The following is a 12,605-nucleotide window of genomic DNA, read 5'->3' as shown; positions in this document are numbered from 1 at the left end:
CTGGCCCTGGGCCGTAACCTGAAAGTGGCCTTCATGCCCTGGAAAGGTTACAACTTTGAGGATGCGATTGTGATCTCTGAGCGTGTTGCACGTGAAGACCTGTTCACCTCCATCCACATCGATGAATATGAACTGGAAGTACGCGATACCAAACTGGGTGAAGAAGAACTGACACCGGATATTCCGAACGTAAGTGAAGAAGCTACCAAAGACCTGGATCAGAATGGTATCATCCGCGTAGGCGCCCATATTAAAGAAGGCGATATCCTGATCGGTAAGATCACCCCCCGCGGTGAATCCGATCCTTCTCCGGAGGAAAAACTGCTCCGCGCCATATTCGGCGACAAGGCTTCTGATGCGAAAGACGCTTCCCTGAAAGCGCCCCCGAGCACAGAAGGTGTGGTGATCGACAAAAAACTGTTCAGCCGCGCCAAGAAAGATAAAAACTCCAAGACCCGTGAAAAAGCGGCGCTGGAAAAACTGGAAAAGGTACACCAGAAGAACGAGGAAGACCTGCTGGAAGTGCTGATGAGCAAACTGCTGGTACTGCTGAAGGAAAAAACATCTGCCGGTATCACCAATACCTACGGCGAGGTGCTGATCTCCAAAGGCTCCAAGTTCTCTCCGAAGAACCTGGCCAATATCGACTTCCAGAACGTAAACCCGCTGGGCTGGACCACAGACGATGTGACCAACGAGCAGATCAACATGCTGCTGCACAACTACAACATCAAGTACAATGAAGAACTGGGCCGCTACAAACGCGAGAAGTTCAACATTTCCATTGGTGATGAGCTGCCTGCAGGCGTGCTGAAACTCGCGAAAGTATACCTGGCCAGCAAACGTAAACTGAAAGTAGGTGATAAGATGGCAGGCCGCCACGGTAACAAAGGTATTGTGGCCAAGATCGTACGCGATGAAGACATGCCGTTCCTGAGCGACGGTACCCCCGTAGATATCGTACTGAACCCGTTGGGCGTACCTTCCCGTATGAACCTCGGACAGATCTACGAAACGGTACTGGGCTGGGCTGGTCTGAAACTGGGCGTAAGGTTTGCTACCCCGATCTTTGACGGTGCTACTACCGAAGAGATCGCAGACTACATCGGAAAGGCAGGGCTGCCGAGCTTCGGCCACACCTACCTCCAGGATGGAGAAACCGGCGAACGCTTCCACCAGAAAGCAACCGTGGGTGTTATCTACATGCTCAAACTGAGCCACATGGTAGACGACAAGATGCACGCGCGTTCTATCGGACCCTACAGCCTCATTACCCAGCAGCCGTTGGGTGGTAAAGCGCAGTTCGGTGGTCAGCGTTTCGGTGAAATGGAAGTGTGGGCGCTGGAAGCATACGGTGCATCCAATATCCTGCAGGAACTGCTCACCATCAAGTCTGATGACATTGTAGGCCGTGCAAAAGCTTACGAAGCCATCGTGAAGGGCGATAACATACCGAAAGCCGGTGTGCCTGAATCCTTCAACGTACTGATCCACGAATTACGTGGTCTGGGCTTGGACCTGAAGTTTGAATAGAGCTTTTAGCTATTGGCCGTTAGCATGCAGCTAATGGCCAATAGCAATATGATATTTCGGGAAAAAAAATTTGCCAATAGCCAACAGCTAAAGGCTAACAGCTAAAAGCTATAGAAGATGGCCATTAAAAAAGAAAATCGTCCTAAATCAAATTTTAGCAGCATCACCATCAGCCTGGCTTCTCCGGATGCAATCCTGGAGCGCTCTTATGGAGAGGTGCTGAAACCGGAAACCATCAACTACCGTACTTACAAACCGGAGCGTGATGGCTTATTCTGTGAAAGGATATTTGGCCCTGTAAAGGACTATGAATGCTATTGCGGAAAATATAAACGTATCCGTTATAAAGGCATTGTGTGCGACCGCTGTGGTGTGGAAGTAACGGAGAAGAAAGTACGCCGTGAAAGGATGGGGCACATCCGCCTGGTAGTGCCTGTTGTACACATCTGGTACTTCAAATCACTGCCTAACAAGATCGGCTACCTGCTGGGTATGTCGTCCAAGAAACTGGAAACCATCGTATACTATGAAAGGTATGTGGTGATCCAGCCGGGCGCCAAGCAGGAAAAAGGCATGAACTACGGCGACCTGCTTACAGAAGAAGAATACCTGGATATACTCGATACCCTGCCTAAAGACAATCAGCTGTTGCCGGATGAAGATCCCAACAAGTTTATTGCCAGGATGGGCGCCGAAGCGGTAGAAATGATGCTGGCCCGTATAGATCTGGACAGCCTTTCTTACCAGCTGCGTAACCAGGCCGCTACTGAAACCTCTCAGCAACGTAAGGCAGAAGCCCTGAAACGCCTGAGCGTAGTGGAAGCCTTCCGTGAAGCAAATACCCGCGTAGAGAACCGCCCCGAATGGATGGTAATGCAATATATACCGGTGGTGCCGCCTGAACTGCGCCCGCTGGTGCCCCTGGATGGCGGCCGTTTCGCGTCTTCTGACCTGAACGACCTGTACCGCCGGGTGATCATCCGTAACAACCGTCTCAAACGCCTGATCGAGATCAAGGCGCCCGAGGTGATCCTTCGTAACGAAAAACGTATGTTACAGGAAGCGGTAGACTCCCTGTTCGATAACTCCCGTAAGTCGAACGCAGTGAAGGCAGAAGGCGGCCGCGCCCTGAAATCACTGTCTGATGTACTGAAAGGTAAACAAGGCCGTTTCCGTCAGAACCTGCTCGGTAAACGTGTGGACTACTCCGGTCGTTCCGTGATCGTGGTAGGCCCCGAGCTGAAACTGCATGAGTGCGGTCTGCCCAAGGATATGGCGGCTGAACTGTTCAAACCGTTCATCATCCGTAAGCTGATCGAAAGAGGTATCGTTAAGACCGTTAAATCCGCTAAGAAGCTTGTTGACAGAAAAGAAGCGGTAGTATGGGACATCCTGGAGAATGTACTGAAGGGACATCCTGTAATGCTGAACCGTGCTCCAACGCTGCACCGTCTGTCTATCCAGGCCTTCCAGCCTAAACTGGTGGAAGGTAAGGCTATTCAGCTGCACCCGCTGGTATGTAGCGCGTTCAACGCCGACTTTGACGGTGACCAGATGGCGGTACACGTGCCCCTGAGCAATGCCGCAATCCTGGAAGCCCAGTTGCTGATGCTGTCTTCACACAACATCCTGAACCCGCAGAACGGTACGCCGATCACGCTGCCTTCTCAGGACATGGTGTTGGGGCTGTACTACATCACCAAAGGACGCAAGTCTACTGAAACAGAAAAAGTGCAGGGTGAAGGTAAAGCCTTCTATTCTGCAGAAGAAGTAATAATAGCATATAACGAAGGCCGTGTTGACCTGCATGCACACATCAAGGTGAAAGCCCTGGTACGTAATGCAAAAGGTGAACTGGAAAATAAACTGACTGAGACCACCGTAGGACGCGTGATCTTTAACCAGTACGTTCCGAAAGAAGCCGGTTACGTGAATGCGCTGCTCACCAAGAAATCACTGCGTGAGATCATCGGCGACATCATCAAGTATACCGACATCCCGAAAACGGCCAAGTTCCTGGATGACATCAAACAGCTCGGTTTCCGTATGGCATTCCGCGGCGGTCTGTCATTCAACATCAATGACCTGATCATCCCCGAAGTGAAACAGCACATGATCGATGGCGCTGCCGGCGAGGTGGATGAAGTGTGGGATAACTACAACATGGGTCTGATCACCAACAACGAACGTTATAACCAGATCATCGACATCTGGTCACGTGTGGATACCAAGGTAACGGAAACACTGATCCGCGAGCTGGCAACAGACAAACAGGGCTTCAACTCTGTGTACATGATGCTGGACTCCGGCGCCCGTGGTTCCAAACAGCAGATCAAACAGCTGGCAGGTCTGAGGGGATTGATGGCCAAACCGCGTAAGAGCGGTTCTACCGGGTCTGAGATCATTGAAAACCCGATCCTGTCCAACTTTAAAGACGGTCTGAACGTATTGGAATACTTCATCTCCACGCACGGTGCCCGTAAAGGTCTGGCAGATACCGCCTTGAAAACAGCGGATGCCGGTTACCTCACCCGCCGTCTGGTAGACGTTGCACAGGATGTGGTGATCACCGAAGAGGATTGCGGTACCCTGCGTGGTATTGCCACTACAGCGCTGAAAGACAACGAGGAAGTGGTAGAGCCGCTGTATGACCGTATCCTGGGCAGAACTTCCCTGCATGATATCTATGATCCGATGAGCGAAGAGCTGATCGTAGCTGCAGGTGAAGAGATCACTGAAGATATTGCACATCGCATAGAAGAAAGCGCCATAGAAACCGTAGAGATCCGTTCCGTGCTTACCTGCGAAAGCCGCAGGGGCGTGTGCGTGAAATGTTACGGTAAGAACCTGGCTACCGGTTACCTGGCCCAGCGTGGTGATGCCGTAGGTATCATCGCTGCCCAGTCCATCGGTGAGCCTGGTACACAGCTGACACTGCGTACCTTCCACGTAGGTGGTGTGGCCGGCTCTGCTTCCGTAGAGTCTGCACTGAACGCCAAATTCGAAGGTACCGTACAGTTTGACGGCTTACGTACTACTACCTACGAAAACAACGAAGGTGAGAAAGTACAGGTGGTTATCGGCCGTACCGGTGAGCTGCGTATCATGGACGTGAAGAACGACCGTCTCCTGATCACCAACAACATCCCTTACGGTTCTACGCTGCTGGTAAAAGACGGTCAGAAAGTTGCCAAAGGCGATGCGATCTGTACCTGGGACCCCTTCAATGCCGTTATCGTTTCAGAGATCGCAGGTTCCGTTCGTTTCGACAGTATCATAGAAGGTATCACCTTCCGTGAAGAAGCTGACGAACAAACCGGACACCGCGAGAAAGTGGTGATCGAGACCAAGGATAAGAACAAGATCCCGTCCATCATTATCGAAGGCAATAAAGAGGTGAAATCCTACAACCTGCCGGTGGGCTCTCACATCGTAATTGATGAGGGAGACAGCGTAAGGTCCGGACAGGTGATCGTGAAGATCCCGCGTGTGATCGGTAAGCTGCGCGATATCACCGGTGGTCTGCCCCGTGTAACGGAGCTGTTTGAAGCCCGTAACCCGAGCAACCCCGCTATCGTATCTGAAATAGACGGTGTAGTGACCTTCGGTAACATCAAACGTGGTAACCGTGAGATCATCATCGAAAGCCGCGAAAGCCAGGTGAAAAAGTACCTGGTGCCTTTAACCCGCCACATCCTGGTACAGGACGGCGACTTTGTGAAGGCTGGTACCGCACTGTCAGACGGTTCTATCACCCCGGCAGATATCCTGTCCATCAAAGGACCTTTTGCTGTACAGGAATACCTGGTGAACGAGATACAGGAAGTATACCGTTTGCAGGGCGTGAAGATCAATGACAAGCACATTGAGGTGATCGTAAGGCAGATGATGCGTAAGGTAACCATCGAGGATCCGGGAGATACCCGCTTCCTGGAAGGCGATACTACCGATAAGTTCGAATTCTTTGAAGAGAACGATAACATTTTCGATAAGAAAGTTGTGACAGACGCCGGTGAATCAGGCACCCTGAAAGCCGGTCAGATCGTGACGCTGCGCCAGGTAAGGGAAGAAAACTCCCTGCTGCGCCGTGCAGATAAAAAGCTGGTGGAATACCGCGATGCCAATCCGGCTACTTCCAGCCCGCTGTTGCTGGGTATCACCAAAGCATCACTGGGTACACACAGCTGGATCTCTGCCGCATCCTTCCAGGAAACAACCAAAGTACTGTCATCTGCAGCCATCAACGGTAAAACAGATGATATGCTGGGCCTGAAAGAGAACGTGATCACCGGTCACCTGATACCTGCTGGTACAGGTCTGCGCGAGTTCGAGAACATGATCGTAGGCTCCAAAGAAGAATACGACATCCTCTCATCTTCCAAAGAGGTGTTCCAGTTCGACGAAGAAGAGTAATTGTACAATGTTTGATAGTATTGTGATTTAATTCACAGTAAAGTCCCGCTCTAACCGGCGGGACTTTTTTATTGGAATGATTGCCGTAAATCGCTTTATTTTGTATGCCTGAACAGGGCCTTAAACGTTATACTAAAAACGATAGAATGAAAAATCGGATCCGCGCTGCATGTGTGCTCTTTCTGCTGTTTGCAGCCGTTGCCTGTAGCAAAAGCGATGGTGATATTCCTGATACGCGGGCAGAGCTGCTTGTCTTCAATATGATACCTGGCAGCGCCAAATTTGATATCATGCTGGATACCGCTACCCTGGGCGGTGATCTGGCCTATGGAGATAACTCAGGCGCCTACAGGGCGTTCCGGGCACAGAAATATGACCTGTTGGTATATGAGGCCGGTAATCATACCACGCCCGTCATGGGAGGGGAGCTGAACCTCCGGAACGGGAAGCGCCTTTCGGCATTTCTTACGGTAGACAGCAGGAACGTGCCGCGCGTACTGCTTACAGAGGACAATATTAAGCCACCGGCCGGTTTAACGAATGCCCAGATGAGGATTGTGGATCTCTGTGATCCCTACCGCCGGGTAGGCACAGGCAACAACCAGCAACAACTGCCGCTGGATATTTACCTGGATTATAAAGACTCCACATCCATACCTGTTTATAAGGCCGTTACCTATTTTCGGGTGACAGACTTCGCTGAAATAACAGCGATGCAGCATAGTGTGGACTTTAACTGGCTGGATTCCACCACTCTGCAAAGCGTGCCTTTTAACGCCGAATCCGGTAAAGCATATACCCTCATCGCTACCGGCAACCCGCTGGATGCCAGCTTCAGAATGTTCCAGTACGTTCATTAAGGGCCGAAAGCACGTAACGCAGTAAGCGGAAGATCCTTTTAGAAAAAGTTAAAAACCGGAAGTGAATCCGCCAAAAATCTTATTTTAGCCGTTCAAATCTTAAAACGTTTTCAACCGGAGTTCAAAAATCCATTTATCAACATGTATAATGTTCAACAAACTGTAAAGAACGGATGCTTTACTTTTTTAGCCGCCGTACTATTTGTAGCCTGCCAGCCGGGAGGGAAGAATGTAAATAATACCGCCACCACGCCCTCCGGCACCAGTACCGGTGCGGCAGCAGCTGAAGGCCCCCGGATAGCTTATGTGGATCTTGATTCCGTAGAAGCCCACTATGAATATTTCAAGGAAAAAAAATCAGAGCTCGAGAAAAGGCAGCAGGCCATCGATAATGAGCTGAAAGCTAATTTACGCGCCTTGCAGAACGAGGCTGCCGATTTTCAGCGCAGGGCCAACAATAACCAGCTTACCCAGGCAGAAGGGGAGGCGGCACAACGTACCCTGATGGAAAAACAGCAACAGCTGGAAGGTAAAAGGCAGACCCTCTCCCAGCAATACATGGAGCAGGAAGCCAAGTTCAATGAAGACCTGCAGAAAAGGCTGGATGATTTTCTGAAAACCTTCAACTCAGATAAGAAGTACTCCTTTATATTCTCTTATCGTTCAGGCGCCAGCAACATCCTGTATAAGGATGAGTCACTGGATATAACCAGCCCGGTGATCGAAGGCCTTAATAAAGCAAACGCAGAAAAAAAATAATTAATAGTGAATTATTAATAATGAATAATTAATAATTAATAAATTCGTCACACCTGTGTTCTTTGTAACACTGCCGCCGCCTTTATTAATTATTAATTGTTCATTATTAATTTCTCTATGAGTCAAGACGCTTCATTTAAACCAAGCCTGAGTTTATTGGATGCTACTATGATTGTTGCCGGTTCCATGATTGGATCCGGTATTTTTTTAGTATCAGCCGAAATAGCCCGCAGCGTGGGTTCTGCCGGATGGTTCACCGTTATGTGGGTACTGGCCGGGATTGTAACCATGATCGCCGCCGTTAGCTATGGTGAATTATCAGGGATGTTTCCCAGGGCCGGTGGCCAGTACGTATACCTGCGGGAGGCCTATAATCCCTTCGTTGCCTTCCTCTTCGGATGGACACAGTTCAGCGTGATCCAAACCGGAACCATTGCCGCGGTAGCTGTGGCCTTTGCCAAGTTCACCGCTTACCTGATCCCGTCTTTCAGCGAACAGCATATCCTCTGGGACGCCGGCTTCATAAAGGTGTCTGCCGCACAGATCGTAGCCATTATCTCCATCGTATTACTCACTTATATCAATACCAGGGGTATACGCAATGGTAAGGTGATCCAGACAGTATTCACCCTGGCCAAGCTCTTATCTTTATTTGGCCTGATCATCTTCGGATTCCTGATAGGAGCTAAGCACGAAGTGTGGAACGCCAACTGGCAGAATGCCTGGACCGCCCACTCGCTGCAACAGGTGAACGGAGAGACCGTTACCACCTTGCTCACGGGTATGGCCTTCCTGGGCGCTGTGGCCGTATCCATGAAAGGATCCCTGTTCTCCAGCGATGCGTGGAACAACGTGACCTTTATTGCTGCTGAGATCAAAAATCCGCAAAAGAACATAGGCCGCTCCTTGTTCCTGGGTACGCTGATCGTGACCATCATTTACGTAAGCGCCAATCTCATGTACCTGGCTGTGCTGCCGATGAACGAAATCGCTTTTGCAGCGAACGACCGTGTAGGCGTGGCTGCTGCAGAGCAGATCTTTGGCAACAGCGGCTCACTGATCATTGCCGTAATGATCATGATTTCCACCTTTGGCTGTAATAACGGCCTTACACTGGCTGGCGCCCGGATTTACTATACCATGGCGCAGGATGGCCTGTTCTTTAAACAGGCCGCTGAACTGAACCGCTTCAGCGTACCTGCCAAAGGCCTCTGGATACAGTGTATATGGGCTTCGCTGTTATGCCTTTCCGGCCGCTATGGCGACCTGCTTGCGCTGGTGATATTCGGTGTACTGATCTTCTATGTGCTCACGATACTGGGCATATTTATACTGAGAAAGAAACAGCCGGATGCGCCCCGCCCGTATAAAGCTTTCGGTTACCCGGTGCTGCCTATGTTGTACATCATAGTGGCCGTGAGCCTGGCCTTACTACTGCTGATATTTGAAGCGAATTATACCTTGCCTGGCCTGGGTATTATCCTGCTGGGTATTCCCCTTTATTATATCGGCCGGCGTAAATAAACGTTTTAGCGGATATGATCATACACCCCCTTTAAGGATGACGTCTTTGAAGGGGGTGTATGCTTATTAGTGATTGCCATCCCATTCCTGCATCAATATGTGATCGATTTATCTCTGCCTTCCGCCCATTCTTCGCTAAATTGGACAAAAACGTACCAGTTTTAACACAAAAGTTGTAGCGATAATCCCACAAAAAACTACCTACTGCGGTAGTTTTTACAGTGGAGTAGCGTAATTTGCACATACAACAGTGTTAGGAACCCGTAAGAAGTTGACGTGAGTAACCCTGGATATTAACACACGTATGAAAAGAAAACCCGTCGCCAGCTTGAAGTGCTATGCCATGACAATTTGTGCTTCCTGGGTATATCTGATCATATCACACATTCAACAACATTAACAGAAGACATAAAATCAACTATGCCAATATCTGATGCTTAACGGCATTACTATTTGCATACGTTATTAATAATATTAAAACTTATAAACTAGGTGGTTAAAATATGAAGGTACTAGCCCCAATATAACCATTAAAAGCCTACACGATTTGCATTCTCGAACATTCACATGACAATCTTTTACAATAAGCGTAAGGTATCTACCTTACGCTTTTTTGTTGGCCCTCAGCGACAGCGCAATTCCCCCGCAGTATTAATAAATTGTAAACTCAGGTGATCCACCTGGTATCTCTCTTTTTACCAGGCGTACTCTTTCAGTACGTTGCCCGGCTAATGTCCGTGCTGCAATAAAGAAATCATGGATGTGGATAATCACTTACTGGAAAAATACTTTAAAGGCGCCTGTACGCCCGAAGAAGCTGCACTTGTGGAGAATTACCTTTCGCAGGATGCTTCCCCGGCGCTTGATGCTTTCTTAATGGCTGGCTGGGAACAGGTAACACGGGAAGCTGTAACTGCAGAAGTGCCTGCATCATTACCGCCGCGCCCGACAATACGAAACGCATATGGGCGCTGGTATAGCGCCGCGGCGGTTATACTGGTGCTGATAAGCGCGGGCGCCTGGTGGTGGCAGTCTCAACGCGGAGGCCTGCCGTTAAAGCATGCTGCCGTGCAGTGGGATACTATTTATAATGCCGGTAATAATATTCACCTGGTGTCTATGCCTGAGGGTTCAAGAATATGGCTGAACGCCCGTGCAGCGCTTGCTTATAACAACCACTATAATGACACTACCCGTGATCTGTGGCTGAAAGAGGAGGCTTACTTTGAAGCAGCTAAAGACGATGAACGACCCTTCAGCGTACATGTGGGCAATCTGGCTACCACTGCGCTGGGAACTTCTTTTAACATCGCCACCGATAATTAAGCCGACGGTAGCATTGCCGTTAGCCTGGTAAGCGGTAAGGTGACCATACGCACAGCTGCATTTGCCTGTGTGCTGACCCCAGGGCAGATGTTACTGTACAGGAAGGACAGCGCCCTTTCGCCTGTTGTTCGCTTTAATACACCGGAAGTGCTGGACTGGAAAAACGGTAAACTCATATTTGAAAATACCACCCTTGACGATGCTTTTGCCAAACTGCAAAGCCGTTATGATTGCAGGATTATTCTTGAAAACAGGCAACTGGCAAAAAGAAAAGTAACAGGCTCATTTACTGCAAATGAAACCCTCGACCACGTGCTGGCCACGTTGCAATATGTACACGGCTTTTCCTATACAAAAACAGGCAGCAGCATCTATGTAGCAGACAGTGATCACTGAACATACCAGAAGATAAAAGCACCGCAAAAAGCAGTGCTTTTCACCCGGATATACATCCGGGATCAGATATTCATTTTTAACTAAAAGCAATTCAAAAGTATGCAAAAATCTACAAACAGATTTTTTTACAGGGGTACTTTACAATGATGGCTGGTATCCTTGTTATGTTTTCTCTGGGGATGGCATCCCATGGTACTGGCGGCACAATTGTACCAGGGACTTAAAGACAAGGTGACAGTAAATATGCAACATACTACAGCTGCCGCTGTGGTAAAGCATCTTGAGCAACAAACCGGTTATACTTTTATATATGATCCTGAGTACCTGGCCCGGTGCAAAGTAGAGGGAATAAGATCTGCGAACAATACATTAGGGGAAGTATTAGCCCTGCTCGACAGGTACACACCCATTGACATCAGCTATTCAAACAATACCATCGCCCTGCGCAAGGGTAAACAGGAACGTGTAGCGGCAGAAGAGAACGGACGTATCAGTGGTAAAGTGGTAGATGCCAGGAATGAACCATTGCCAGGTGTTACCATACAGGTGCAGGAAGGAAAAGGAACGCTTACCAATGTGGATGGCACCTATGAGCTGTTGCTGCCTCCGGGTGTATATACACTTACCTTCAGCTATATTTCCTATGATACCCGTAAGGTAACAGAAGTGGTGGTAAAAGAAAAAGGCTTTACCCCGCTGGATGTTGTGATGAAAAGCAGCGGTTCCCGGCTGAAGGAAGTAACGGTAACGGCGAGCTATAAACGCACTTCTGTAGAAGGCTTATATGCACTGCAGAAAAACAGTGCAGTGATCTCAGACGGTATCAGTGCCGGGCAGATAAGCCGCACACCGGATAAGAATATCGGTGAAGTACTAAAGCGGGTAAGCGGCCTGTCTACCATGGATAATAAATATGTGGTAGTTCGCGGCTTAAGCGAACGTTACAACCAGGCGGTACTGAACGGGCAGATCATGCCCAGTACAGAGCTGAATCGTAAGAACTTCAGCTTTGATATCATTCCCTCCAATATCGTAGAGAATGTAGTGGTCGTAAAAACGATCACACCCGACCGCAGTGCAGAATTTGGCGGAGGTCTGGTAGAAGTGAACACGCTGGACATTCCTGCCGCAAACTTTCTGAATATAAGCGTAGGCGGTAGTTATAATGACAAAACCACCGGCAAGGATTTTCTTTCCCTTAAACTGGAAGGCAAAGCATATTCCGGGCGCATCTCCGATCATCGCAAACTAATGGGATCACTCGGCTGGAAAAATGAAAGTGATGTGCGGGCAAAGTTTGCAGCCGCAGGCGCTAAAGACGGCAATGCATTCAGCAATAACTGGGGCCTGTAGTAAAATACATGCCGCGTTGCAGCCCGGCCTGATGATTGGCAGGGGAGTTCGGCAATACAAGTTTTATTACCCCGATGGCGCCGCCGGCGGCCGCTGGCCAGTTGATCACGCTGAAGTCTATCCCGTAATTGTACAGCATATAGCGGGGATAGGTGGAATGATCAGCAGGATTATACAAAAAAGAGAAACGGTCGTCCTGGTGTTTCAGGCTGTTAAAGAACGCTGCGGCAGATAGCTGTGTATCGGCTGCAGCAGGCAGTGCGCTGTTCCACAAATAGAAATACCGCATACTGTCCAGTATCCAGTTGTTGATCTCCTGTTGCGTAAGCGGACCGGTGGGCGCAGGCGGAGCGGGATCATCTTTTTTACTGCAGGCGCCGATCATCGCCAGGCATACAAAGGCAATGAATAATTTATACATGCGGTGGGGGTAGAACATAA

At 49.3% G+C, this 12,605-nt stretch carries 8 protein-coding genes and 1 pseudogene; 8 read left to right on the top strand and 1 reads right to left on the bottom strand.

Going from position 1 to position 12,605, the window contains the following annotated elements; all coding sequences use genetic code 11:
- The 8 genes and pseudogenes from rpoB to Q0577_RS14330 form a co-directional block, all read left to right on the top strand.
- Positions 1–1,533: pseudogene (rpoB, locus tag Q0577_RS14365) on the top strand (DNA-directed RNA polymerase subunit beta); the annotation flags it as partial.
- Positions 1,534–1,650: 117 nt separating this feature from the next.
- Positions 1,651–5,946 carry a DNA-directed RNA polymerase subunit beta' gene (gene rpoC, locus Q0577_RS14360; protein ID WP_298737424.1) on the top strand — a complete coding sequence of 1,432 codons (4,296 nt, stop codon included), beginning with the start codon at positions 1,651–1,653 and terminating at the stop codon, positions 5,944–5,946.
- 146 nt (positions 5,947–6,092) lie between these two features.
- Positions 6,093–6,806, top strand: coding sequence for a DUF4397 domain-containing protein (locus Q0577_RS14355; RefSeq protein ID WP_298737422.1), 714 nt, complete (start codon positions 6,093–6,095; stop codon positions 6,804–6,806).
- 141 nt (positions 6,807–6,947) lie between these two features.
- A complete protein-coding gene (locus Q0577_RS14350) occupies positions 6,948–7,565 on the top strand; it encodes an OmpH family outer membrane protein (protein ID WP_298737421.1) in 618 nt (205 codons plus the stop codon).
- Between the two features lie 117 nt (positions 7,566–7,682).
- Positions 7,683–9,089 carry an amino acid permease gene (locus Q0577_RS14345; RefSeq protein ID WP_298737420.1) on the top strand — a complete coding sequence of 469 codons (1,407 nt, stop codon included), beginning with the start codon at positions 7,683–7,685 and terminating at the stop codon, positions 9,087–9,089.
- A 756-nt stretch (positions 9,090–9,845) separates the two neighbouring features.
- The gene (locus Q0577_RS14340) at positions 9,846–10,415 is read left to right on the top strand and encodes a FecR domain-containing protein (protein WP_298737418.1); all 570 of its coding nucleotides are present in this window, start codon (positions 9,846–9,848) and stop codon (positions 10,413–10,415) included.
- A 39-nt stretch (positions 10,416–10,454) separates the two neighbouring features.
- A complete protein-coding gene (locus Q0577_RS14335) occupies positions 10,455–10,811 on the top strand; it encodes a DUF4974 domain-containing protein (RefSeq protein ID WP_298737416.1) in 357 nt (118 codons plus the stop codon).
- Positions 10,812–10,970: 159 nt separating this feature from the next.
- A complete protein-coding gene (locus tag Q0577_RS14330) occupies positions 10,971–12,164 on the top strand; it encodes a carboxypeptidase-like regulatory domain-containing protein (protein WP_298737415.1) in 1,194 nt (397 codons plus the stop codon).
- Here the strand turns inward: Q0577_RS14330 and Q0577_RS14325 are convergent.
- The gene (locus Q0577_RS14325) at positions 12,142–12,603 is read right to left on the bottom strand and encodes a hypothetical protein (protein ID WP_298737414.1); all 462 of its coding nucleotides are present in this window, start codon (positions 12,601–12,603) and stop codon (positions 12,142–12,144) included. The genes Q0577_RS14330 and Q0577_RS14325 overlap by 23 nt on opposite strands.
- Positions 12,604–12,605 lie beyond the last annotated feature (2 nt).

The sequence above is a fragment of the uncultured Chitinophaga sp. genome, assembly GCF_937898475.1.
GTDB lineage: Bacteria > Bacteroidota > Bacteroidia > Chitinophagales > Chitinophagaceae > Chitinophaga.
The sequence above is the reverse complement of the archived record's forward strand: the minus strand, read 5'-3'. Positions and strand labels throughout refer to the sequence as shown.

Bases quoted from the DNA above. Each gene is read 5' to 3' on its own strand.
- rpoC (WP_298737424.1), top strand. From the start codon at position 1,651: ATGGCCATTAAAAAAGAAAATCGTCCTAAATCAAATTTTAGCAGCATC.
- Q0577_RS14355 (WP_298737422.1), top strand. From the start codon at position 6,093: ATGAAAAATCGGATCCGCGCTGCATGTGTGCTCTTTCTGCTGTTTGCA.
- Q0577_RS14340 (WP_298737418.1), top strand. From the start codon at position 9,846: ATGGATGTGGATAATCACTTACTGGAAAAATACTTTAAAGGCGCCTGT.
- Q0577_RS14350 (WP_298737421.1), top strand. From the start codon at position 6,948: ATGTATAATGTTCAACAAACTGTAAAGAACGGATGCTTTACTTTTTTA.
- Q0577_RS14325 (WP_298737414.1), bottom strand. From the start codon at position 12,603: ATGTTCTACCCCCACCGCATGTATAAATTATTCATTGCCTTTGTATGC.
- Q0577_RS14345 (WP_298737420.1), top strand. From the start codon at position 7,683: ATGAGTCAAGACGCTTCATTTAAACCAAGCCTGAGTTTATTGGATGCT.